This window comes from Alteribacillus bidgolensis (genome assembly GCF_002886255.1).
In the GTDB taxonomy this organism is placed as follows: Bacteria; Bacillota; Bacilli; order Bacillales; family Marinococcaceae; genus Alteribacillus; species Alteribacillus bidgolensis.
Genome location: NZ_KZ614149.1, coordinates 2,662,687 through 2,687,537, shown reverse-complemented (window position 1 = coordinate 2,687,537; position 24,851 = coordinate 2,662,687). Strand labels below are relative to the sequence as shown.

The following is a 24,851-nucleotide window of genomic DNA, read 5'->3' as shown; positions in this document are numbered from 1 at the left end:
GAGGTGGACTAATGACAAGATGCAAAGAAATGTTCATCCTGTTTTTTATAGGCTCTATCATGGTAATCGTTTTATCTGGCTGCTGGAGCAGTCAGGAATTAAATGAGATGTCAATCGTTTCGTCGTTAGGTCTTGATAAGCAAGAAGATAAATATAGGGTAACTGTACAGGTTATCAACCCCGGAGAGATCGCCGAAAAAGAAGGAGGAGAAGAAGCACGAACGTCGATTACTACCTACCAGGGGGTAGGGAGCACGTTATTTGAAGCTGTACGAAGACTAACAACAAAAGTTCCGAAAAAAATATATGCTGCCCACCTCCGTACCGTTGTAATTGGTGAAGAACTGGCCAAAAAAGACGGTATCAACAAGGTGTTAGAGTTTTTAATACGAGATCATGAATTCCGAACCGATTTTTACTTTCTTATTGCTAAGAATACTACTGCGAAAAGTATACTGGATATTTTGACACCTATGGAAAAAATTCCAGCACAGAAAATGTTTTTTTCGTTAGAAACCTCTCATGAACACTTTTCTTCAACGGTAACAGTAACGATTGATCAGTTAATTACAGATCTTGTCACTAAAAAGAAAAATCCAGTAATAACGGGTGTGCAGATTTCCGGAGATCCAGAAGCCGGTACATCCAAGACCAATGCGGAAAGTATCCCGGCCTTGACACAATTTGAATTTTCAGAGGTTGCTGCTTTTAAAAAAGATAAATTGATCGGTTGGTTAAATGAGAGGGAAAGCCAAGGATACAACTTCATTATGGATGACATTGTCAATCCGACCATTGACACGTCGTGTCCAAACGCAGAGAAAGAAAAAATCGCGCTTGAATTGACACGCTCATCAACTGAATTAAAAGGAAATGTTCACAACAATCAGCCAAGAATTGAGATAAATGTTCAAGCAGAAGGGAATTTAGGAGAAGTAATGTGTGGGATCGATGTAAAGAAGGAGAACATGCTAAACCAGATAGAAAAACTTGCGGAGGAAAAAATCAAAAGTCTAATGCAATCATCCATTCAAACAGCACAAAATGATTTTAGAAGTGATATTTTCGGTTTCGGAGAAGTAATCCACCGTGAGGATCCTAAAGCATGGAAACTGCTTCAAAAAAATTGGGAGCAAGAATTTTCTGATCTGCCGGTAGACGTGAAGGTTACATTCAATATAAGGAAAACGGGAACAGTTGGTAATCCATTTCTTAAAAACCTGGAGGAGGAATAAACATGCTGCATGCAGCAGGAATTCTTATAGTGGTCGCTATCATAGCTGCCATTGAAGTACCAGGACTTCGAAAAAAGAAGCAGAAAAAAGAACTGTTGATGTTTTCCATTCTCCTGCTCATTGGCGCTGCGTTATCTCTCACCCAAAGTTTAGTAGATCAGCTTCCGACCCCGTTAGCTTGGATTGAAGCTATTTTTAAGCCGATACATGACGTCTTATTTGCCCCTTTCAAATAACGGTGTCATTATGAATGCAGAGAGCAGCGGCCTATTTTTCTTCCGTATTTTTTCGGAAAATCCCCACTCCTAACAAAAAAAGCGGCCAAATAAAACCAAATGTGAAAATATAAGGCACCCAGGTGTGGGCATCCCATCTTTGTCCGTATATTGTATCTGGAAAAACTATAATAGACAAAACAACCAGTATCATCCCTAAAGGAAGTGTAAGCGGACGATAATCGTTTAAATTAAAAATTTTGGCAAGAGCTACAACAGTAATATAAAAATAAATAGTTAATCGGAAATAAAGGGAAATCAGCCATATGATAGCCATGATGACCTCTATTCGTGTTAAAAAATTTCCTATATTAATTTTTTTTGCCAACGCATAGCTGGGATATATATATAGCTCCGTTAAAGAAGGACCGAGCACCAAAATACATAAAGTGACGATGATTCCTATTAGAATCGAACCGATGAAGCTGCCAATCAAAAAAGTTTTTCGGGCTGTTTTTGGATGATTAATATAAGATGGAAAGATCATTAAAAGAACGACCAGAGGAAAATAGGTGATGCCTAAAAATGACAAGATTGCAGGGATTACTGGTTTTATTCCTCTTTCTAAAACAGGTTGAAAATTTTCAAATTTCATTTCGGGAGACAGAAAAATAATAAGGCCGATAAAAAGTAAAATAAACCAAGGAAATACTATTTCCGCAGTACGTGCCAATGTTTCGATCCCAAAGCGGACTCCCAATATGACAACGATGGCAAAAAAGATGTTAATTGCCAGCAATGGTGTTTCAAGGATGATTTCTGCGGTCATAAAATTACCTAAATAAAATAAAACGGTAACAGGACCACCTAAGAATAAAGTAGTTATAAAAAAGAGAGAGACGGCTTTTCCTAACCATTTCCCCAAAAGTTTTTCATGTACCTCAATCAAGGTCATATCAGGAAAAAGGCTGCCTAACGCGATATATAATATTACCAAGCACACACCAATTCCTATTCCAAAAATTGCTGCGAGCCAGGCATCTTGTTTAGCATCAGAAACAAGGCCTGATGGTACAATCAAGATAGCACTGCCAACTGTAAATAAAATGACCAATATCATAAATTGACTTGCTGATATTTTCCATTTATCAAACATGCTATTCACCTCAAAGGTTGTCTACCTAGTCATTATTGACAACCTTTTAACATTTTAAAAAGATTTGAAATGAGGGAATTAAGACATTAGTTTATAGAAAACAGAAGTATAGTAAGAAGAGATGAACAGGGATATTTAATTTTAGGGGTGAGACAGGTCCATGTAAATGGCAGCTTTTTCCTTAGACCCGAGGGGATATTATTTAATGAGCCGGACCTTCTGTAATTCATGCATTTTTCGTTTAAGGCTAGAAGCTCACATCGGCTGCCTGGTGACATTTGGGAGAAGTGAGAAACAAGAATCACAACCGAAGTTGTTACAGTGTATCGTGACTGCTTTTATTAAAGCAACGGTAAATACTTGAACAATTTGTTCTATTATATAACGTGGTAATCTTTTGAACCCCGACATTCCTGGTCACTTTGAAAGGATTAGTCATTATGTAGATTTATGATTCCAACATTGGTTATAGTGTTAAAATCTTAGTAACGCAGCTTCATAAGGAGAGTTCTTATTTCATCATCCTCCATTAATAGATGATAATGCTTCTCTTGAATTTTAGTTAAAGCAACGTCATGGTGAAAAAACTCAGTAAATACCTTTACAAATGGCTTCGCCCTTGTATTTATCGATTGCCAAGAATGGTTTTCCACCCCTGCAAAGATTACTTCTTGATCATCGGCAATAATTAATCTAAATCTTTCTAATGCAGTGTGCTCTTCAGCAGGTATAAGAGTATGAACATTAGATAAATTTGTTTTTAAATCACCTACCACAAGCACTTCACATGCCACTCCATTTCTCTCTTTTTCTTCAAGTAATGGTAAATATTCTAACAAGTCATCTTTCCATCCGGAAATACGAATAAAATTTTCCGCTTTTTGAATAAGTTGTTTACTTTGTACTCGAATAGACGTGTCCATTTTTAAGCTCCAAACACGATCATCAGAAAACGGTTTTCTAAATTTATTCTTTTTTAATTGCTGAATGTTATTTTCAAATTCAGTAGTTAGTTTTTCAATAACAAGCGGTAAAGGCAAAGCAGTATAAAGCTTTTTCTTTTCTGAAGTAGAGTCCATCACTAGGCCTTTATCAATCATACGCGAAAGAACCTCATAAACTTTTGCTTTAGGTACTCCGGAATATTTAACAATTGTGGCTGCATCCAATGGGTCCTCCATAGATACAAGCGTTTCATAAATTTTACTTTCATATTGTGAAAAACCAAATTTTTGTAACATATTTACTCCTACTTTTCTTTTTTTCTATTAACTACCAAAAGATGAGCATTCCTTAGACCTGTACTCTGACACTATATTTACTTCTTTAACATTATAAATTTTTTAATTTTAATTGACAAATAATATAACGTTCGTGTAGGCTTTTAAATGGTTACTATTATAGTAGTAACCAAAAATAATAAAATAATAAATAATTTCAACATGAAACTGAACGAAAGCGCTATTAGTAAATTCTAAGCATATGAAGGTGAAGAAAACTGATAGAGGTGTAATCATTTTAAACGTAATAGTTAAAAGAACTGCTGAAATTATATGAAGTGGCATGGAGGAATTAGTAATGAAAACGGTGTACGTTAACGCTGCCTTTTTTACTATGAATAAGAAAAACCAAATTTTTGAAAACGGAATGATGATTGTAGAAAATCAATCAATTGTCTATATAGGTCAACACGATCCCAACAAACTGATAGATATAGATCAAGTAGTGGATCTTGGTGGAAAGTGGGTTCTTCCTGGTCTAGTAAATACCCATTCACATGTTGTAATGACCTTGTTGCGTGGTAGTGGAGATGACATGCTGTTAAAGCCTTGGCTTGAAACCAAAATATGGCCTATGGAAAAACAATTTACAACAGAAATTGCTTCTACAAGTGCTCAACTTGGCATTTTAGAAATGTTAAAAACAGGAACAACTACATTCTCAGATATGTTTAATCCAAATGGTATAGATTCAGATGAGGTAATACATCAAATAAGCAAAACTGGTATTCGTGGAGCTTTTTCTCAAACAATTTTTAGTTCGGAAACGCGAATGGAACAGAAAGCGAATTTCAAAGAAGCTGAGCGCTTTACTAAGAAATATAAAATGTTTGCTAAAGGTCGTCTAACAACTATGGTAGCTCCCCATAGTCCATATGCTTGTAATCCAGAAACTCTTATAGAGTGTGTACGGATCGCTGAGGAAAATGATGTAGGAATTCACATTCACGTTTCAGAAACGGAGGGTGAAATTTTAGAAATAGAAAATCGTTATGATGTCCGTCCTATTGAGCATCTTCGTCAGTTAGGTATTTTTGAGCGACCAACGGTAATTGCCCATGGTGTGTTCCTTAATGATGAAGAAAGAGCGATGTTAAATCAATATGGTGTACGAGTTGCTCACAATCCTATTAGTAATTTAAAACTGGGGTCTGGAATTGCAGATATTGTAAGTCTGTTAGAAACGGGGGTTAAAGTAGGAATTGCAACAGATAGCGTAGCTTCTAATAATAATTTTGATATGTTCGAAGAAATCAGAACTGCTGCACTTTTACAAAAAGGTATTTATAAAGATCCAACAAAATTCCCCGTTCAACTTGCACTTAGCTTAGCTACCCGGATTGGAGCTCAAGCCATTGGCATGGAATACACGGGTTCTCTTGAAGTAAACAAAAAGGCAGATTTTATCACCATTAATCCTTACAACAAGGAGCATTTACAACCAATAAGCCAGGCATATTCTCACTTGCTTTATGCAGCGCGCGGAAACGATGTATGTGATGTCTATATTGATGGTAAAGAAGTGGTGAAAGACGGTATTTGTTTAACAATAGATGAAGAAAGAGTAATTGCCGAAGCTAATGAACTAAAGGGGACACTTTCTAGTTAATTAAAAGACATTCTTAAAATTTATAATATTTTTTATATACAAAACTTTCACTTACATTATTTATCAATATGAAAGGAGCAATAAAATGAATTTTAGTAGAAAAGTTCAACAAACAAAGGAATACTTACTTTCAAAGATCGATCGACTCCCAACGATTGGATTAATCTTGGGGTCTGGACTTGGTGCATTAGCGGAGGATATCGAAAATCCAATTTATATTCCATATGATAAAATTCCTCATTTTCCTATTTCAACCGTGAAAGGCCATGCAGGTCAAATTATAATAGGTAATCTAAATGGGAAGTGCGTATTGGTAATGCAAGGAAGGTTTCATTACTATGAAGGTCATTCTCTTGAATCTGTAACCTATCCCATTCGTGTGATGAAAGCATTAGGAGTTCAGAAATTAGTTGTGACAAACTCTGCTGGTGGTATAAATGCTGCTTTTAAACCTGGTGATTTAATGATTATTCGAGATCATATTAACTTGATGTCTAAAAACCCGTTAATTGGTCCTAATGAAGAAGAGTTTGGTGAAAGGTTCCCGGATATGTCTGAAGCTTATTCAAATAATTTGATTAAATTGACAAAAGAAGTAGCGAAAAAGAACAAAATAAATGTTGTTGAAGGTGTCTATGCTGGAGTGATTGGACCTAATTATGAAACACCAGCCGAGGTGAACTTTTTAAATATAATTGGAGCTAGTGCTGTTGGAATGTCAACTGTTCCAGAAGTAATTGCAGCCAAACATTCCGGATTAGAGGTGCTTGGTATTTCTTGTATTAGTAATATGGCGGCCGGAATTTCTGAAAACTCCTTAAATCACGATGAAGTAATGGAAACTACAGAAAAGATAAAGAGTCAATTTATACAGTTAGTTAAAGAAACGGTTGCAAGAATAAATAGATTTTAACTTTCAATATTAGTCAAATAAACAATTTCATAGAATTTATGAGTAGGAGGTTAAGTTGTGATTCAATATTTACGACAACATTTTCACTTGGAGTTTTACAGAACGACGTGGAAAAGAGAACTTATGGCAGGGATAACCTCCTTTTTCACAAGTGCTTACATTATATTAGTGAATCCCTTGATTTTAAAAGACGCTGGAATACCGTTAAGCGTTAGTATCATAGCAACTATTGTGACTTCCATTGTCGGTTGTCTATTGATGGCTCTATGGGTTAATGCACCGATCATTGTGATCCCTGGTATGGGGATCAATGCTTTCTTTAGCTATTCTATGATTCAATCTATGGGACTAACTCCACACCAAGGACTGGCTGTGGTCATTGTCTCAGGAATACTTTTTTTTCTAGTCAGTATCTCTTCATTTGGGGGACGGATTCTAGCATCTGTTCCTAATTCCTTAAAACACGGGATAACAGTGGGGATTGGCTTTTATCTTACCTTTATCGGATTACAAAAAGGAGGAATTATACAATCTAGTGAAACGACCATTGTTACTCTTGGAAATTTTGGGAATCCTGTTGTCATTTCAACACTAGCAGGTCTGGTGATCACACTAGTGTTGTTTGCTCGTAATATTACCGGAAGTTTGTTGATTGGCTTATTCTTTACTAGTCTATTGACTTTAGGAATGACGAATAAAAAGGAAATCACTGGTGATGGAATAAATGTTCAGGCATATAGCCATATATTTGCCTCAGGAGAATTTAGTATTTTACAGATTCCCTTTTGGATTGCTGTTTTTTCTATGACAATGATTGTTCTATTTGAGAATATGGGTTTGCTTAGCGGAATGCTGCCAGATATTAAAAAATTCCCTCGTGCTTATAAGGCAGTGGCACTCTCTACCGTAGCTTCGGGAATTTTCGGTACAAGTCCGGCCATTGCTTCTGCTGAAAGTGCGTCTGGAATATCGGAAGGCGGAAAAACAGGTATACCTGCTCTTGTAACGGCAATCTTATTCGCCCTTTCCGCAATAGCCTTGCCATTTATCCAACTGATACCGGGAAACGCTGTTGCACCGGTATTAATCATTATTGGTGCACTTATGATGAAAAGTGTTCTTCACATCCCTTTTCACGAATTTTCTGAGGGGTTTCCTGCTTTTTTAATTATTGTTTGTATACCATTGACATCTAGTATCGCTGATGGTTTGGCTTTTGGTTTTATTGTATATCCCATGGTCAAAATAGCACTTGGAAAGTCGAAACAGGTGTCATTCCTCGTTTATTTAATTGCTGTTCTCTTTCTGTTAAATATAGTCGCTTCTTCTGTGCTGGTACATTAGCATCTACTTAATTGTTTACCTATTTCTAGTCTTCACTTTAAAGCAGAAAGATCTAATTAGACAGTCAATATATAGCATGAATTTTGAAACCGCAATCAATAAGTATTAAACATTTTATATTTACAATGGGGTGTTAAAAAATGGCAGTTATGAACAAAAAAATAGTAAAAACGATATTAGGCTTTGCAATTATAGTTAACGGCTTAGCAGCATGTTCAGTAAATAACGATACTTCAGAAACAATAGATACGAAACCAGTAGAACAGACAACAACAGAAAACGAGGCACCTCTAGAAGAACAATTAACTATGTCACTAGTTTGGTACCAAACTTCAGGAGAAAACAAATCACTTTATTTACAAGGTTATAATATTGGTAAAACAATGTTAGATAAAAAATTAGCAGCGGGAACGGAAAAAAAACCAGCTATTATTTTGGATATTGATGAAACTGTTTTAGATAACAGTCCTTATAACGCTTATTTAGCATCTTCTGGTGATGTTTACCCTAATCATTGGGATGAATGGGTTAATAAAGCAGAAGCAGAACCTTTACCAGGATCTTTAGATTTCCTTAACTATGTAGATTCGAAAGGTGTAGATATTTTTTACATTTCTAATAGAAGAGTAGAGCAAATGGACGCAACGATAAAAAATCTTCAAAATAAAGGATTTCCGCAAGTGAAAGATAGTCATATTTTATTAGAATCAGACACATCTAGCAAAGAAAATAGAAGAGAAAGTGTGTTAGCTGAACATGAAGTATTATTACTATTTGGTGATAACCTAAATGACTTTTCTGATTTGTTTGAAGAGAAGAATGTTAAAGAACGTTTGGATACAGTTCAAGATTTAAGAGCTGAATTTGGAAACAAATTTATTGTATTTCCAAATCCAATGTATGGTGATTGGGAAGGAGCAGTGTACGAATATGATTGGGAGAAAACAGATGAAGAAAAAAAGAAAGATAGAAAAGAAAGTTTAAATGTGTTTAAACCGTAATGATAATAAACAGCTCATACGTGTTTTTTCTCAGGAGAACTACGATTTTTTGTTCTGTTAATGAAAGCGTTTAAAGCTATAGGTAAATCTATTATTTTTTGGAGAGTGTTTTGATAATGAATGTTTTATGGGGAATTTTTGGTGTGATTACGATTTTTTTCATCGCCTATCTTTTTTCTGCTAATCGAAAAGCGATTAAATTACAAACCATTTTAGGAGGGTTGAGCATACAAATATTGTTTGCTTTTATTGTTTTAAAGTGGGAAGTAGGGCGTGCTGTTCTACATTGGCTAACGCTAAGGGTGACAGATATTATTAGTTATGCAAATGAAGGTGTTAATTTTCTATTTGAGGGTCTGTTTGAAGAAGAAGCAAATATTGGTTTTGTTTTTGCAATCGAAGTTTTATCGATTATTATTTTCTTTTCTTCGTTAATATCAATACTTTATTACATAGGCGTTATGCAGTGGCTGATCAAACTGCTTGGAGGAGTGCTCTCAAAGATGTTAGGTACAAGTAAGGCAGAATCAATGTCAGCAGCTGCAAATATATTTGTAGGTCAAACAGAAGCGCCGATAGTTGTTCGACCATACCTAAAAGATATGACAAACTCCGAGTTATTCGCAGTCATGACGGGTGGTCTTGCGTCTGTAGCAGGTTCTGTATTAATTGGATATTCATTGATGGGAGTTCCGTTAGAATATTTATTAGCAGCAAGTTTTATGGCAGCACCGGCCGGTTTAATCATGGCTAAAGTAATTATCCCTGAAACGGAAAATGTTGAAGCAACTGATGAAATCAAAGTCGGAAAGGATACCGAATCTACAAATGTTATTGATGCAGCAGCTCGTGGTGCGGGTATTGGTTTACAATTAGCATTGAATGTAGGGGCAATGCTTTTGGCATTTATTTCTTTAATTGCATTAATTAATGGAGTATTAAGTGGTTTTGGTGGGTGGTTTGGATTTAATGGATTAACGCTTGAAGCAATTCTAGGTGTACTTTTTGCACCAGTCGCATTTGCTATCGGTGTCCCTTGGTCTGAAGCAATGGAAGCTGGAAGTTTTATCGGGCAAAAAATTGTATTAAATGAGTTCGTTGCTTATGCTGCTTTTTCACCAGAAATTCCAGAACTTACTGACAAAACGGTTGCAGTTGTCAGTTTTGCTCTTTGTGGATTTGCGAACCTGGGGTCGTTAGCTATTCTTTTAGGGGGACTTGGTGGACTTGCTCCAGAACGCCGCAGCGATATTGCACGCCTTGGTTTACGAGCTATCTTAGCTGGGGCTCTTGCTTCATTACTTAGTGCAGCAATTGCGGGAATGTTCTTCTAACTATATCGGAAAGGAAAAACTATCAAACACATTAGTATCGGAAAATTAAATCATAACTGTAAGTTTACCATGATACCTTTGGTAATTATGGATAGAGTAGGAGAAAGGACGATTATGATGAAAAAGTTTAAAAGAGTGTTTTTAATTGTACTTGATTCTGTAGGAATCGGTGAAGCTCCTGATGCTAATCGCTTTAATGATATAGGAGCCGACACACTCGGTCATATTGCTGAGAGAACAGGTGGATTGAATCTTCCCAACCTTGCTAAGATTGGGTTAACTCACATTCGTGAATTAGAGGGAGTTGAAAAAGTAATAAAGCCGCTTGGTCATTATGGAAAAATGAAAGAAGCTTCCGAGGGAAAAGATACCATGACAGGGCACTGGGAAATTATGGGGCTGAACATAAGACAACCATTTCGGACATTTCCTAATGGCTTTCCGCAAGAACTAATTGAAAAATTGAAGAAAAAAACCGGTAGAAACGTAATTGGGAATAAACCAGCATCAGGCACAAGTATTATAAACGAATTAGGTGAACATCATTACAATACTGGCAGCCTCATCGTATATACTTCAGCAGATTCCGTATTACAAATTGCAGCCCATGAAAAGGTAGTTCCTCTTGAGGAACTTTATAAGATTTGTGAAATTGTTAGAGATTTAACGTTAGATGAAAAATATATGGTGGGCAGGGTAATCGCTCGTCCATTTATTGGCCAAGCAGGTGCCTGGGAAAGAACCTCAAATCGCCATGATTATGCACTAAAGCCTTTTGGCAGGACTGTGATGAATGAATTGAAAGATAGAGGGTACAGTTCAATTGCCATTGGAAAAATATCGGACATTTATGACGGAGAAGGAGTAACTGAAACATTACGTACTACATCTAATATGGATGGAATGAACAAATTAATACAAATGTTGGATGTGAATTTTACAGGATTAACTTTTGTTAACTTAGTAGATTTCGATGCCATTTTTGGACATCGAAGAGACCCCATTGGCTACGGGAAATCATTAGAAGAATTTGACTCACGTTTATCAGAGGTGATTGAAAAGATAAAAGAAGACGACCTATTAATAATTACTGCAGATCACGGTAATGACCCCGTTCATCATGGTACCGATCATACTCGTGAGTATGTCCCGCTGCTTGTTCATTATAAAAGGCAAAATGAGGGAAGTAACTTAGGAATAAGAAATACATTTGCAGATGTGGGAGCAACGATTGCTGAAAATTTCCACGTAGATATGCCAAAACATGGTGAAAGCTTTTTGGATAACTTATAGAGAACGCTTTAAATTAACCTGGTCACCAAACTATCACGCTGCAATTTTATTTTTGTCTTATTTCTTTATGCTCCTGTGCAATAGGAAAGAAAGGTATACCTTGTGAAGGATAACATAGATGAAGCGGCAGCCCCAATTAGCAATAGAAATAAATCATCCCTGTAAAGTAGAAATGGGACTGAAACATACATGAGCCTGAATTTTTGGTACCATGGAGGTGCTGGTTAAAAGAAGCTTTTCAAGCAGCACACCAAAACATAAAGGGAAAGAAGCAATCATGACAAACAGACCGTATTTATCGATGATTCAACAATCTGTCGCACATGATGGGATTACGTTTGAGGAAATTACGCCGGATTATCTTTATAAAGTGAAAAAGGGTGAGAAGTCATTTTTGATGAATGACTTGGAAATGGGGTTAAATACAAGTTCTTCCGCTAAGCTGGCGGCAAGCAAAAGTGGAACGTATGATGTTCTCGCATCTCATGACATCAAGGCAATTGAACATGTTTTTTTATTAAACAAACACTCAAGGTTTCAGGCGAGCGATCCTTTCCAACCGGCGGAGGATCTGTTTTTCACATTCAATGAAAAGGTAGTAGTAAAACCTGATAATGGGGCGCAAGGGAAGAATGTGTTTAAAATAGATAACCTAGAAAAATTAAAAGAAACACTGGATTACTTGTTTTCGCTTCATGTCAATGTGGCGGTCTCTCCGTTTTATTCGTCTACCTTTGAGTATAGAGTGGTTACGTTATACGGAACGCCAAAACTCTTTTTAAAAAAAGAGCGGACAAACTCTTGGAAACATAATCTTATTAATGGGGCTGCTTCTAAGCACATGGAAAAAGAGAGGATGCCTCTTTTAGGAGAAATAGCAGAGAGAGCCTCTCATGCCTTAGAGTTAAACTATTGTTCCGTCGATATATTAGATACGTCTCATGGGCTGCTCGTATTAGAAGTGAATGATCAAGTGATGCTTGAAAATTATTTAAGGGATAACCCGAAAGAGAAAGAAAACATTTCTGAAATATATCGAGAGGCTATCCATAAACGATTTGAAACGCTTTAACAGGTGATCATTTTCCTATATCTAATAAAGAGTGGCCTAAACATCGTTTGGCATTCCCGATGAATGTTTGTGTACCAACAACTAATATGATATCTGTTTCTGTTGACGTTTGTGCATAATCGAGAGCGTCCTTAAGATAGGCAAATTCTTTGCTATCTGGCAGGATGTTTTGAGCGTATTCCAGTGCGTCTGTTGGGAAGGTCAAATGAGTGATATCCGGTTTTGTAATCCATAACTGCTGAGAAACGTCGCTTAATACTCGAATTACTCCATGGTAGTCTTTATCTTTAGGAACACCTACAATTGAAATGATATTTTTTTCCCCGGATTTATTTATGACATGTATTACTTCCTTTATATAGTTAGCAGAAGATTCGTTAATGGCCCCGTCTAAGATGATAGTTGGTTCCTTTTTTACTACCTCACATCTCCCGGGCCACTTTATATTCTCCATGCATTTTTTCAGTATACCATCATCTATTGCTTTCCCAATGATATCCTCACAGACTTTGACCGCAGCCGAAGCATTGACGGCTTGGAATTCTCCTAGTAATGGGACCGTTAGATTCTTATACCTTCCATTTGTTGTGTGTACGTCAAAGGACGTTCCATTTTCCTTTATGAAAATATTTTCAGTGCGAAAATGTTTATTATAATAAGATATACCGTCTTTGTTTTTTAAAAGATTTTCTATGATAGGAAAGACATCTTTTCTTTGTTTATTGATGTAGACATGATTGGTGCTGCTTTTTATAATGCCTAATTTATGTAAGACAATATCGCTCATGTCAGGGCCAAGCTGATGAACATGTTCCTTCATTATCGGAGTAATGACGGCCCAGTTATTATCTAAAACATTTGCATCGTCAAATTTTCCGCCTCTGCCGCACTCAATCACATTAATGTCTGTTTTATTTTCTTTAAAATATATCACAGCCATGGCCAACGCAATACCAATCGGACCTTGGTATTGATCAGCAGGCAGTTTCTTTTCTATTGCATCAAATCCATTTTTAATCTTATTACTAATCCGGATAAAGTCATCTTCGGGTATAGTCTTTCCGTCAATCCGAATCCGTTCATTAAAGTTTACTAAGTGAGGCGATGTAAACAATCCGACCTTAAAACCAAGATGACTGAGTAAAGAAGAAATAAACCTCGACGTCGATCCCTTTCCTTTACTCCCAGTCACCAAAATATATTTTTCTCCCTTATCAGGGGAACCAGCATAATCAAGCAATCTTCTCGTTAACTCGGGCTTTTTTACTTTTTTATCGCTATTTTCGGTTATGTTATTTATTGCTCGTAAATAAGACGCGTATATTAAATCTTCCGCCTCTTTTTGTGTATGTATTTTCATAAGAGCTCCTTCGTTTCTTTCTTAAAATGTCACCTAGCCGTTAATTTATTTGACATAGACAAATGACATGTCGTGTGTCAGTAATATTGTACTCCTAAAACAGCTGCGATTAAAATTTTTTCTTTTATAAAGAAATATTTAATTTTTATAAATTCTTTCTTACTTAGAGGAAAATATTTCATGTATTGAGAATAAGATAAACGGACTAAAAGAAGGGAGGAAAGTTATGTGAATGAAAGGACTGCAGCAATGGCTGACGGGGATGTTCCAGCCCCGAATCCTGTCTTTTTTAAAGGCGAAAAGGGTCTGGTGTTAACTGGACTTTTGGGGTTTGTTTTAGGCAGCATCTGTGCGATTTACAGTGTCTTTTTTGGGGCTGTTATTCCGCCCGAAGGAGATCTTACGAAAGCTATTTCGTTTAATTTTGCCATCGGACTTTTCCTATTAACAACAGCTGCTATTGTTCCTTTTGCTGGGTTAAGTCCAGGGAAACGCCGTTTTTTTACACGTTCTTATATCATTCTTGCTCTTTATAGTTACGGGATTGAAACGATTCAGCACTTTAGAGGCTTGGATCCGCGTTTTTCCCAGTATGGGCAAGTATCGGATTTGGTGTTTGGAGGAATCTTTGCGCTTGTGGCGATTTCAATGATTGTGTATTATGCGTTCTTTGGATGGATGTTTTTTCGAGAAGGATCGATGAAACAGCGCCCGTCCATTATGCTCGGCATTCGTTACGGAATGATTACGACAATGATGTCCTTTACGGCTGGGCTTTGGATTATTGCTATCCAAAGTCGATACACGGGAATGGGTGGTAATATTATTTGGCTGCATGGGTTAGGATTCCATGGGCTGCAGCTAGTGCCTTTGCTTGGCTGGATGTTGGAGAAGGGAATCTCGGAAAAACGTAAAAACCGCCTAATCCATGTCACCGGTATAGCCTGGATCCTTGTCGTTCTCTGTATTGGGGTACAAACGATAATGGGCCGCTCCATTTTTGACGTTTCGATTATGATGCTGCTAGCGTATGGTTTTGTCTTGGTTTGTGTTGTCACTTCGATCACTGCAATTTTTCAGTTTTTTCAAAACAGAGATATGCCAAACGGTTTAAATTTGTAAAAAAAGTGGTACCCGCGCAGGGGACCACTTTTTTCTATCCAAACTGCCATATAGAATGGCTGAGATTTCTGTACCGGTAGCTGTTGTGCAGCAAACGTGCTGTTTGTTTGTTGTCAGCCGCTCCCATGGCGTAGAACAGCGGAATGAAATGTTCTTTTCCAAACGGAGGAACTGCTTTGCTGGCGTGGGGGGCTTGGTTTTGATAATCGAACAACGTTTCAGTGTCCCAATTATTGACTGTCTGTTTCAGCCATTCATCAAACTCCAGCACCCATTCTTCAACCTTGTCATCATCTTTGTCCATTCGAAGGATCGATAAGTTATGCACAAGTCCGCCGCTCCCAATGACCATCACGTCTTTTTCTCTTAATGATGTCAGTGCTTTTCCAATCTTGTATTGTTCCTGTGGGGAGAGGGCAGGGTTTACAGACATAGAAACGACTGGAATATCAGCGTTTGGATAAAGTAATTTCAACACGACCCAGGCTCCATGATCTAATCCGCGTGTCGCATCCATGTGATACGAAATTCCATGATGGCTGAATATATTTTCAATTTCCTTGGCAAGCTCTGGGTAACCGTTCGCAGGATAGTTCATGCGAAACAGTTCCTCTGGAAATCCGCCGAAATCATGGATCGTTTCATACTCTTCGACTTCACTGACCATCTGAGCAGGGGACTCCCAGTGGGCTGAAAACAAGACGATTGCTTGTGGACGAGGCAGTTCTTGGCCTAATTGATGTAAAAATTGCGTATAGCTGTTATTTTCTAAAGCTAATAAAGGTGCACCGTGTGCGATGAAAAAAGACGGGATCATAGAAAAACATCCTCCTTATTATAGATTGGCAGAGCTGTGACATGTATGGTATTGTTTTCTTATATGAAACTTTATTATATAAAAGATAACAAAAGGACAATGAAGCGTCAATCTATATGTTTGTCATATATAGAAATAAGTTTTTTATAGGGAAACAAAAGGGGTGAATTGCCTTGGATATCGGCTCTGCCGTTCGGTCCATCCGTAAAAAGAAAAAAATCACCATTGCTGAAATGAGTGAAGGAACAGGTCTTTCTAAAGGGTTCATCAGTAATATGGAAAACAATAATACATCTCCTTCGATTAATACGCTGCAGACGGTTGCTCATTTTCTGAAGGTACCGCTTCCTTATCTTCTATTAGAAAAAAAACAGAAAATACGAGTGCTTCGTGAACATGAGCGCCAGCATACGATTCATAACAATGAAAATGTGAAAGTGGAGCATTTGACGCACAAAGGAGGCTTGCGGATGCAGCGCATCGATATGCCGCCCGGCGCCTCCACAGGCGAAGAACCTCATGCTCATGAAGGGGAAGAATGTCATATCGTTCTACAAGGAAAAATTCTCGCCGAACAAGGGGAGGATTCGGTCATTTTAGAAGAAGGAGATTCCTTTAGCTGGAATGCGAGTGTCCCCCACCACGTCAAAAACATTGGTGACGAATCAGCTATCCTCCTTATTGCTATTTACTCAGAAGAAATAGATATGTAGTAACAGATTATTTAACGAAAGGTCTTTGAGAAAAAAATGAGCTGGATAGCAAAAGCATCTGCCAAAAAAGCAGATGCTGAATGACTATTTATGGAACATGTTATGAGGGTCGATAACAAACTTCTTGGCGACACCGCTGTCAAATTCGCTGTACCCTTGCGGAGCTTCATCTAAAGAAATAAGAGTAGCGTTTACAGCTTTTGCAATGTCAGCTTTTCCATGAAAAATGGAATTCATAAGAGAGCGGTGATATTTCATAACTGGTGTCTGCCCTGTCACAAACGTATGTGCTTTCGCCCAGCCTAAACCAAAACGGATGCTGAGAGAGCCTTGTTTTGCCGCTTCATCTACTGCTCCTGGATCCTCGGTAACATAAAGGCCTGGAATACCTAGCTTACCGCTCACCTTGGTGACATCCATAATAGAGTTTAAAACAGTGGCAGGAGCTTCGTTGGCATCTTGCCCGTGACCGTGTGCTTCAAATCCTACACAATCAATGGCACAGTCTACCTCAGGTATCCCTAAAATCTGTTCGATTTGTTCTCCTAAATTATCATGGTCCCGAAGATTCACGGTTTCGCAGCCAAAACTTTGTGCTTGCTGGAGTCGTTCTGGTATTAAATCTCCAACAATAACAACGGAAGCTCCCAGCAGCTGTGCGGAGTGGGCTGCGGCCAGTCCTACTGGGCCGGCACCAGCTACATATACAGTGGAACCGGGTTGAACCCCGGCACTGTAAGCGCCATGAAATCCTGTAGGGAAAATATCAGAGAGCATAGTGAGGTCCAGAATTTTATCCATTGCTTGATCTTTATCTGGGAATTTCAATAACTGAAAATCAGCATAAGGAACCATCACATACTCTGACTGACCTCCAACCCATCCTCCCATATCAACATATCCATAAGCTGATCCAGGACGGTCGGGATTTACATTGAGACAAACGTGGGTATTTTGTTCCTTACATGCCTGACAGCGTCCGCAGGCAATGTTAAAAGGGACAGATACCAAATCTCCTTTTTTGATGAATTCTACATCTCGGCCTGTTTCAATTACTTCACCGGTTATTTCATGACCGAGAATAAGACCTTCGGGTGCGGTGGTTCTGCCGCGCACCATGTGTTGGTCACTTCCGCAGATATTTGTAGTAATGACTTTTAAAATAACCCCGTGTTCACATTTTCTGCCTACATTAAGCGGATTGACCCCTGGGCCATCTCGTAACATCAACTCTGGAAAATCAGTATCTTTTACTTCTACTGCACCAGGTCCTGCATAAGCAACAGCACGGTTTCCAGACATATTTTTACCCTCCTGTATTCTTTTGGGAATGTTCCTGGGGACTGCACAATTGATGTTTCAGATAACATTGCTTACACTAGCAATAAGCAGTTAAAAAAAGGAATTGTAACGTAAACCAATAGTTTCGATGTATTCCTTAAGTAAAATTCTATAAGTTTAACTAAGTTGTCGGAAAGTACGCACTTATATGTAAGATAGTAACCTAAAGGATACTATGGAAGGGAAGTGGGTTCTTAGTGGAAGATTTACGGAAAGAAGTGTTAAAGAAGGTTAGAAGCGGCAAATTCAATTGCGAAAAGGAGTTAACCCTTTCATTGATAAGCGGAAAGTGGAAAATCACAATGCTGTATCATATCGGAAAGGATGGTACGATGCGCTTTAATGAAATACGACGAGTTTTTCCGAAGATTACCCACAAAGTATTAACAACACAATTACGAGAATTAGAAGAAGATGGCCTTTTGCATCGAGAAGTCTATCCAGAAGTTCCGCCAAGAGTGGAGTATACCATAACGGAACGAGGAAAAAGCTTGATGCCGATTATTGATAGTATGTACGAGTGGGGCCAGAAGCATATGAAATACTATACAGAAGAAGTTATGGTAGAGCAATAAAATGGCTAGGTTAGCGAATCAAATTCAATTTGAATAATATACAGTTAATTCTAAATAATCAAAACTTAAGAGATTGATAAGGCGGTAGAAGCTGCTGCTATGAAAGGAAATAAGACTACGCCAGCAGCTTGTTAGCGGCAATGGCATTTCAGAACGGAACGAACAACTCCTGCACGGTTCAAATGCAAACGTTCAACAATAACTAAACATGTTGATTAATAAAACATGTTAAAGAACTAAACATAAAAATGGGACATGAATCCATCAGCCAAAAATTCAATCATGGAAATCCGTTAGAAAAACTCCGCTTGCCGCCGAGTCCTTATGGCAGAAGTCGTAGTTTTGCTTATACTTTGATCCTTTAACAAAGTTAAACTTTTCTAAAGTGTAAAAACCTGTAGCTCGATCGCCAAGGAATAAGAGTCCGAAAAGTGAGCACGGAAATGAAAAAATTTGAAAACGAATAATAAGGAGAAACCTCGGTACAAACAAATAAAACCACGAGAAAGGTCGTCACAACCACTGTGGTGACCTTTTTAAAATTTAACTTAAATGCAGAATAGGTTTCTGTCATTTTACCATGTAAAAGGATCTCCAACAAACTTAATTCACAATCGAGTTTAGTATATTTATTTACGCGTTAGCATCGCCACACATAATAACGATAGACTAAATGAAGGGCTACTAAATATGCAAGAAAAGTTTTCATAAGATTCCATCCATTTCTATACGCTGCAAAACCGAATATCTTAGACGTAAATTCAATCACGGTTAACAGGCACGTAAACACTAATATCCAAGAAGATGGCCGTTCTTTGCTGTTTTTTATAATATAACAGACTAATGCGCTCAATATAGGATATAACCCAAAATTCAAAGGCATCGTCGTCAAGTATTGTCTTTTCTTAAGAACAGGCTTTAATATCCAATAATTATGGTATTGGCCCCATAAGTCAATCACGATTGCTACTGCCATCCCAAAAGGAAACATGCGCAAGAAAATCGTTTTGTCCCTTTTGAATAACCATACTCCAAAGACCCAAGGGAATAGTAAGAATAATAAGATATTAACGACCATGTCAGATCACCTCACATACATTGTAGGATCCTCAGTAAATATATATACTTTGGAAAATAACTGGGATTAACTGGGTGAAAGATTCAGGGAAAAGTATCTCTCTAAACTAACAATGTACGATCTTTTAACAAAACAGCAGTTCGACTTGCTGAACACTTTAGCTGGGTGGATCAGTCACCAAATGAGATTAGTGGAGCCAAGCTAGTGTTTAAAAGTAAACCCATCACTAAGAAAAGGCAGGCATGCATCAGCGGTTTCAGGGGACGAGCGGTAGGAAATTGACGGTCTGAAGACACGGGGTGAAAAAGGCAGAATCGCAATTAGATTACTGCTGTTGCCGCCTTTTGTCTCTCTCATTACCGGAATACGCTGAATTATCTTTTTCTCTTCTAACGATTTCAGGGCGTAACCAACAGTACGAATACTTTTGCAGACCGCTGCGGCGATGTTTTTAACTTTAATCCAGCTTGTTCTAGGATAAGTTAATGATCGCTCTGCAAGAAACATAAGAACGTCGTTTTCAGTAGACCCCCGCCGTAATATTTCGCTGTGATGGGAAACGTGATGGTTCATTTCTTCTACTGTGGAAAAAACGTGTTTCAAGCAGCTGGAAAGCCTTTTGTTTTGTGCTTCCACTCCCGTTTTCACTTGGCAGGGGAGCTTTTTTTTTTGCTTATGAAAAAGAACAATCTATTAATCAAGATGTTTTGCAATTACAAAAAAAAATGATCCTTCAGCCATAAAAACTCGGCGGCAAGTCGAGTTTTTCTAATGCATATTTCTTTAAGAAAATAAGGATCGTAGTCTTTTAAGCATAAAGAACGGTTGACTAGTAAAGAAAAGTCGACTAAAATTTTTAATTATAAATAGTAATGATTACGATTTTTGATTTGAGGGATAAACATATGGTTACTTGGAATTTATCGAATACAACGCATCATGTATTAATCTGCAATGGCGGCAGCTGCATGAGGAAAAATGGAGAAGAGGTAACACAGGCGATTCGCGATGAAATAAAAAGCCTTGGTCTTGATGAATATATACATACCACTCGCACGCGCTGTAACGGGAGATGTGAGGATGCCTGCGTGGTACTGGTTTATCCAGAAGGCATTTGGTATAAAACGATAACCCCGGATATGGGAAGAAAAATCATTAATCAACACATTCAAAAAAATGAACCTCTTCACCCTTACATTGCTTACCGGTACCAGCATGCAAACTTCCAGCCTACTAATATTTCATCTATTGGTATATCTAAATCCAAAACATAATAGGTATGGGAAGGATCACACAAAGCGGGAGGGTTTAATACATTTTGAACAATCACCGAACAGAAATTTACATGTTGAGCGGCTTTCTAGGAAGCGGGAAAAGTACGCTGCTCAGACAATTACTTCAAAAAGAACAAGAGATTGGCAGGAACGTGGCTGTTTTGATGAATGAATTGGGGGAGAAAAGCATTGATTCAGCTGTAATTCCCGCCAATACGCCTTTAAAAGAGCTTTTGAACGGCTGTATCTGTTGTACAATCCAAGGACAGCTCAGCCAGCAACTAGATCATTTATTAAAAGAAAACGAACTCGATGCGATTTATGTAGAAGTAACCGGTGCTGCTCATCCTGTAGATGTGATCGAGGCTTGTACTCATCCTTTTATCGCAGACAAACTAAACATAAAAGCGGTCATCACCCTGGTTGACGCGAAACAATGGAACGATAAAAAAGGAAGTATTAAAGTAAAGAAGCTGATGAAAGAACAAGTAAAATACGCTGATATCGTGGTGCTCAATAAGATAGACAAAGTGAGCACCAGCGAACAAAAGGCTGTAAATCAAACGTTAAAAGAAATAAACCCAAAGGCAAGCATTTTCCATTGTGCGTATGCAAATATATCTTTATCCGAATTATTTTCAAAAACCAATCATTCCTCTTTGCCGTCTGCAGAAAGGAAGGCACACGCTGTGGAAGACTTGCATCTTCACTCATTAACATTGCCGCTGCCTCAACCTGTCAGCCGGCTCAAGTTTTCTCAGTGGATAAAAAAAATTGAAGGAAATGTCTTTCGCATGAAAGGATTTGTCATCTTTACGAGTGGACCAGAAATGTTTTTATTTAATTACTCGCACGGTGGATTAACCTTTGAGAAGTACCAGCAAGATAGAGACATTGATCCTTTATTGGTTATCATAGGAGAAGACCTTGATGAGAACAAAATTAAGGGAGGGCTTCAAAAGCTATAAAAAACTTAAGTTCATGTAATAAAGGACACAGCAATAACTTTGTCAAAACAGGACATAAGGGAATGGGGCAGACTTATCTTTCATTTGAGTCTGTCCTTTCTTTATGGCTTAATGGTTATGGTAAATTCAGGTAATAAATATCTTTCTCATAAAATATGATTCCTATGTGCACTTATTCTTATATTAGAGGGGGAAGGCTGGATGAGCAGAGTGACGGAAATGGTACTTGGGATTATTGGAGGGTTGATTGGATTTGGCGGTGCCTTTTTTGCGTTATTTATGGGAAGCCTTGATGAAGCTTTTAATGAAACGGCCAGCAGTTTGACAGGATTAGGTGCTAGTGCTTTTTTGTTCAGTGCTTTAGCGATTGCAGGAGCGATCGTTGTGAAGTTTAAACCGAAAACAGGCGGCTGGTTAATGGCTATAAGCGGCATAGCCATTTTGTTTTCTATTGGTCTATTTGGTGTGGTTCCGGCACTATTTCTTGTACCAGCGGGACTAATGGGGATTTTGCGTAAAGAAAAGCAATTGCAGTCTCCAAGTAAATCAGAAGAAAGTTAAATCACCATTAAATCACCAATTGAATAAAGCGCTCTGTCCAATTTTTACCAGTATTTTTTTGTAACAGGCCAACCTATTTTAGGCATATAGTAACCCAGAGTTTTAAAGAAAGGAGGAGAAATATGTACTTTTATTATTACCCAACAGGAAACCCATATGCCTTTTACCCTTATCACACCGAGCCTTATGAAAAACACCCTTATTACATGGAAGATAGAAGTTATTCAGGGTTTTCTAATGATTTTGATCGTCAGCAAGCTGTTCGGGGGCAGGCTACCTGGACAGAGGGAGGACCAGTAACAAAATGCGGTATCCCCTGGTCTCACAATAATTACATGACAGCTTCGGTTGGAGAAAATTCTCCTTATCAATGCGGCCAATCCTTAAGAATTAAAAATCTTACTTCTCCTGACAAAGAAGTGACGGTAACGGTTGTCGATCAGACGAGAGGCTATCCGCCTAATAAAATTAATCTTCACCGCAACGCTTTTGAAGCATTAGGTGCCAACCTTGAAGTAGGTGTCTTAAATGTTGAGATTACGCCAATACAGCAGCCAGATTCAGGAATGGGTAATGGAAGATGGGGAGAGTATTTATCGGCCATTACACAGACGGCTTATCCGAGTTATTATGTGACCAATTTCCAGGCCGTTGGGAAAACCCACATGAATCCACAGCAGACAAAAGAAACATATGATCTGCTATTGCAATCACCGCACCAATCCAGGCAAGTCCGCGGCAATGTTATTTATCAAACAAACACAAACCAAGTGATCTCTTTTGATATACAGGAAATGTGAAAATAATAGAAGGGACTGTCTCACAAGCTGGAGGCAGTTCTTTTTTGAATTGGAATAAAACCATTCTAAGCAGGTGATCCTCGTCTCCCTTTTGCCTTTTTATTTCTACTTTAGGAACGTTTAAATTTGTTAAAGGTTAGAGACAAAAAAAGGGAATAATATTCATAACCTCAGTTAATACGAGAAGTTGAAAATTATGGTAAAATCTAGGTAGTAAAAGGGAAGGGGAGATGATAATTATATGCAGACATCTCTTCCTGATGGTTAAAATCAATCTTATGATAAGGGAGGTTGTTCCCTTGATCAATAAAACGAGGATATTTATAAGCTCTGCTTATGAAGAAGATTTAAAAATACCGCGGAAAATAGTGAAAAAGCATTTAGAAGAGAGTGGACATCACGTTCCTATATTTGAAGACGGGGATTTTGGCACGTGGGAAAAGGATACGTTAAAGCAATGCCAGGACGTCGTGAAAGCAAGCGATGTTTTTGTCCTTCTCATTCACCGAAAAGCAGGTGCCAGTCCAAAACTCTTGCCAGGAAATGTGACGCCGGCTTATTTAGAGTATAAAGCAGCTGTTATGGAAAAAAAGCACATCCTTGTGTTTGTCTCCCCAGAGGTAAAAGAAAGTTTTTTTAGAATACAAAAAAAACTAGAGTCCCTTCACAACACCTTTTTAAACGACCATCACCGTGCACCCGATTCTCCGTATGATCCGTTTGAACATTGGATAATAGATGAAATAGAAAGCGAAGGTCTGGCAAAACAATTTCTTGAAACGGCCGATCCGTTTATTTGGGCGTTTCTCTTTGAGTTGTTTCAAAACGGACATTGGCTTTATGATTTTGACATTTCAAAGGGTAAGGAACAGGCCCAAAACATTTCTGCGATGCTAAGCACATCGTTACGCTCTGTTATTGGTTTTATCTCAGAAAGAGAAAACATTCAAACATTAAAAAATCAGGCTGCTCGGCTTCTTCATTATGCTGATTATTCGCTCATGACGCTTCATGCGTATAATGAGATACTTCAAGATACAGGGGACAGCAGGAAAAGGTGGTCTGCTTTTTTAGAAAAAGCAATCTCGTTTTTCAATCAACCCGTCGACATTGTGCAAGCACCTGATTATAACCCTGCCGTCGTAAACACCATTAATGACTGTTTTGCTGCAGCTCTTTATTATTCTGTTGAAGAGGAATATTTATCTCTAATTGGCCTAACCGGTGACATCAGAGCCCCAGAAAAAATGTCGCTCGACGCTGACCCGTTTAAAAAGAGAACGATCGGTTACAGAGAAGAGACACAGTCCATTTACATCGCCGAACCTATTAATCCTTTCGTCTTGTATTTGCATTTTTCTTTAGATGATGTAATGACAGAAGAACAAATTAAAGCGTATACGGAAGAAATAGAACGTGCGGTCATGGAGCAAAATGAGTATCATATCGAATATTTGAAATTGCTGATAGGGAGGAAAACAGTAATCCCAAAAGACAGTGTGCGGTTTTACTCGCATGAAAAACAGGGCATGATGCAGTCGTCTATTTCCCGAAACCTTGAATCCCTCGAAAAAGCATTGCATAGAGGAAAGACTTTGTTCCGAAAGAAACGTTAACATTTTTTACTGTAATGTAATGATCCATTCATCCATTGCTAACCAAACATCATAATGCTGCCTGAAACGTAAATAGAGTCTCTTGTGCTTAGAAGTTACCGAGAGGGTATCTTGAATGATATAAAAGAATTCAAGTTTGTACGATAGGTATGTCCATTATATTTTCCTAACCTT

Annotated in this window: 24 protein-coding genes; 17 read left to right on the top strand and 7 right to left on the bottom strand. The window is 38.0% G+C overall.

The genetic code is table 11. From position 1 onward, the window contains the following. Positions 1 to 11 precede the first annotated feature (11 nt). Both CEF16_RS13430 and CEF16_RS13425 read left to right on the top strand, forming a co-directional pair. Complete coding sequence (locus CEF16_RS13430; protein ID WP_170031933.1) at positions 12 to 1,235, top strand: Ger(x)C family spore germination protein; 1,224 nt, start codon at positions 12 to 14, stop codon at positions 1,233 to 1,235. A 2-nt stretch (positions 1,236 to 1,237) separates the two neighbouring features. Then, positions 1,238 to 1,471, top strand: a complete 234-nt coding sequence (locus CEF16_RS13425) for a hypothetical protein (protein ID WP_091583596.1) — start codon at positions 1,238 to 1,240, stop codon at positions 1,469 to 1,471. A gap of 31 nt (positions 1,472 to 1,502) precedes the next feature. On the opposite strand, the gene CEF16_RS13420 is transcribed toward CEF16_RS13425, so the two are convergent. Both CEF16_RS13420 and CEF16_RS13415 read right to left on the bottom strand, forming a co-directional pair. Beyond that, a complete protein-coding gene (locus CEF16_RS13420; protein ID WP_091583598.1) occupies positions 1,503 to 2,606 on the bottom strand; it encodes a GerAB/ArcD/ProY family transporter in 1,104 nt (367 codons plus the stop codon). 482 nt (positions 2,607 to 3,088) lie between these two features. Beyond that, positions 3,089 to 3,847: a TrmB family transcriptional regulator gene (locus tag CEF16_RS13415; protein ID WP_091583600.1), complete on the bottom strand. Its 759-nt coding sequence runs from the start codon at positions 3,845 to 3,847 to the stop codon at positions 3,089 to 3,091. A gap of 337 nt (positions 3,848 to 4,184) precedes the next feature. Between CEF16_RS13415 and CEF16_RS13410 the strand changes: the two genes are divergently transcribed. From CEF16_RS13410 to CEF16_RS13380, 7 genes are all read left to right on the top strand, one after another. Then, complete coding sequence (locus CEF16_RS13410; protein WP_091583603.1) at positions 4,185 to 5,495, top strand: amidohydrolase family protein; 1,311 nt, start codon at positions 4,185 to 4,187, stop codon at positions 5,493 to 5,495. A gap of 85 nt (positions 5,496 to 5,580) precedes the next feature. After that, positions 5,581 to 6,408, top strand: a complete 828-nt coding sequence (locus CEF16_RS13405; protein WP_091583606.1) for a purine-nucleoside phosphorylase — start codon at positions 5,581 to 5,583, stop codon at positions 6,406 to 6,408. Between the two features lie 57 nt (positions 6,409 to 6,465). Continuing rightward, positions 6,466 to 7,752 (top strand): NCS2 family permease, encoded by a 1,287-nt coding sequence (locus tag CEF16_RS13400; protein WP_091583608.1) that lies wholly within the window; start codon positions 6,466 to 6,468, stop codon positions 7,750 to 7,752. Between the two features lie 149 nt (positions 7,753 to 7,901). Then, positions 7,902 to 8,753: a 5'-nucleotidase, lipoprotein e(P4) family gene (locus tag CEF16_RS13395; protein WP_139185935.1), complete on the top strand. Its 852-nt coding sequence runs from the start codon at positions 7,902 to 7,904 to the stop codon at positions 8,751 to 8,753. A 116-nt stretch (positions 8,754 to 8,869) separates the two neighbouring features. Next, positions 8,870 to 10,087: a NupC/NupG family nucleoside CNT transporter gene (locus tag CEF16_RS13390; protein WP_091583614.1), complete on the top strand. Its 1,218-nt coding sequence runs from the start codon at positions 8,870 to 8,872 to the stop codon at positions 10,085 to 10,087. A gap of 114 nt (positions 10,088 to 10,201) precedes the next feature. Then, positions 10,202 to 11,380 (top strand): phosphopentomutase, encoded by a 1,179-nt coding sequence (deoB, locus tag CEF16_RS13385; RefSeq protein WP_091583616.1) that lies wholly within the window; start codon positions 10,202 to 10,204, stop codon positions 11,378 to 11,380. A 277-nt stretch (positions 11,381 to 11,657) separates the two neighbouring features. Continuing rightward, complete coding sequence (locus tag CEF16_RS13380) at positions 11,658 to 12,452, top strand: ATP-grasp domain-containing protein (protein ID WP_170031930.1); 795 nt, start codon at positions 11,658 to 11,660, stop codon at positions 12,450 to 12,452. 7 nt (positions 12,453 to 12,459) lie between these two features. Here CEF16_RS13380 and CEF16_RS13375 read toward each other — a convergent pair whose 3' ends face one another. After that, on the bottom strand, positions 12,460 to 13,812 hold the full coding sequence (locus tag CEF16_RS13375) for a bifunctional folylpolyglutamate synthase/dihydrofolate synthase (protein ID WP_091583622.1): 1,353 nt from the start codon (positions 13,810 to 13,812) through the stop codon (positions 12,460 to 12,462). 228 nt (positions 13,813 to 14,040) lie between these two features. On the opposite strand from CEF16_RS13375, the gene CEF16_RS13370 reads away from it, so the two are divergent. Beyond that, positions 14,041 to 14,934, top strand: coding sequence for a hypothetical protein (locus CEF16_RS13370; RefSeq protein ID WP_091583625.1), 894 nt, complete (start codon positions 14,041 to 14,043; stop codon positions 14,932 to 14,934). A gap of 34 nt (positions 14,935 to 14,968) precedes the next feature. On the opposite strand, the gene CEF16_RS13365 is transcribed toward CEF16_RS13370, so the two are convergent. Continuing rightward, positions 14,969 to 15,751, bottom strand: coding sequence for a dioxygenase family protein (locus CEF16_RS13365; protein ID WP_091583627.1), 783 nt, complete (start codon positions 15,749 to 15,751; stop codon positions 14,969 to 14,971). A gap of 173 nt (positions 15,752 to 15,924) precedes the next feature. Between CEF16_RS13365 and CEF16_RS13360 the strand changes: the two genes are divergently transcribed. Next, entirely contained in the window at positions 15,925 to 16,464 is a 540-nt protein-coding gene (locus CEF16_RS13360; protein ID WP_091583630.1) for a helix-turn-helix domain-containing protein, read from the top strand. 84 nt (positions 16,465 to 16,548) lie between these two features. Here the strand turns inward: CEF16_RS13360 and fdhA are convergent, their stop codons facing one another. Beyond that, the gene (gene fdhA / locus CEF16_RS13355) at positions 16,549 to 17,766 is read right to left on the bottom strand and encodes a formaldehyde dehydrogenase, glutathione-independent (protein WP_091583633.1); all 1,218 of its coding nucleotides are present in this window, start codon (positions 17,764 to 17,766) and stop codon (positions 16,549 to 16,551) included. Between the two features lie 236 nt (positions 17,767 to 18,002). Between fdhA and CEF16_RS13350 the strand changes: the two genes are divergently transcribed. Continuing rightward, a complete protein-coding gene (locus CEF16_RS13350; RefSeq protein ID WP_091583636.1) occupies positions 18,003 to 18,380 on the top strand; it encodes a winged helix-turn-helix transcriptional regulator in 378 nt (125 codons plus the stop codon). 640 nt (positions 18,381 to 19,020) lie between these two features. Here the strand turns inward: CEF16_RS13350 and CEF16_RS13345 are convergent. Together CEF16_RS13345 and CEF16_RS13340 are read right to left on the bottom strand one after the other, a co-directional pair. Further along, positions 19,021 to 19,458, bottom strand: coding sequence for a hypothetical protein (locus CEF16_RS13345; protein WP_091583639.1), 438 nt, complete (start codon positions 19,456 to 19,458; stop codon positions 19,021 to 19,023). 201 nt (positions 19,459 to 19,659) lie between these two features. After that, entirely contained in the window at positions 19,660 to 20,094 is a 435-nt protein-coding gene (locus CEF16_RS13340) for a helix-turn-helix domain-containing protein (RefSeq protein ID WP_091583641.1), read from the bottom strand. A 269-nt stretch (positions 20,095 to 20,363) separates the two neighbouring features. Here CEF16_RS13340 and CEF16_RS13335 point away from each other — a divergent pair, with 269 nt between their 5' ends. From CEF16_RS13335 to CEF16_RS13315, 5 genes are all read left to right on the top strand, one after another. Beyond that, complete coding sequence (locus tag CEF16_RS13335; protein ID WP_091583644.1) at positions 20,364 to 20,732, top strand: (2Fe-2S) ferredoxin domain-containing protein; 369 nt, start codon at positions 20,364 to 20,366, stop codon at positions 20,730 to 20,732. Between the two features lie 44 nt (positions 20,733 to 20,776). Continuing rightward, positions 20,777 to 21,700, top strand: a complete 924-nt coding sequence (locus tag CEF16_RS13330) for a CobW family GTP-binding protein (protein WP_091583647.1) — start codon at positions 20,777 to 20,779, stop codon at positions 21,698 to 21,700. 201 nt (positions 21,701 to 21,901) lie between these two features. Continuing rightward, entirely contained in the window at positions 21,902 to 22,261 is a 360-nt protein-coding gene (locus CEF16_RS13325; protein WP_091583650.1) for a DUF4064 domain-containing protein, read from the top strand. A gap of 122 nt (positions 22,262 to 22,383) precedes the next feature. Then, positions 22,384 to 23,061, top strand: a complete 678-nt coding sequence (locus CEF16_RS13320; protein WP_245917863.1) for a DUF3889 domain-containing protein — start codon at positions 22,384 to 22,386, stop codon at positions 23,059 to 23,061. A 299-nt stretch (positions 23,062 to 23,360) separates the two neighbouring features. Next, positions 23,361 to 24,677 carry a DUF4062 domain-containing protein gene (locus CEF16_RS13315; protein ID WP_170031927.1) on the top strand — a complete coding sequence of 439 codons (1,317 nt, stop codon included), beginning with the start codon at positions 23,361 to 23,363 and terminating at the stop codon, positions 24,675 to 24,677. The last annotated feature ends 174 nt before the right edge of the window (positions 24,678 to 24,851 follow it).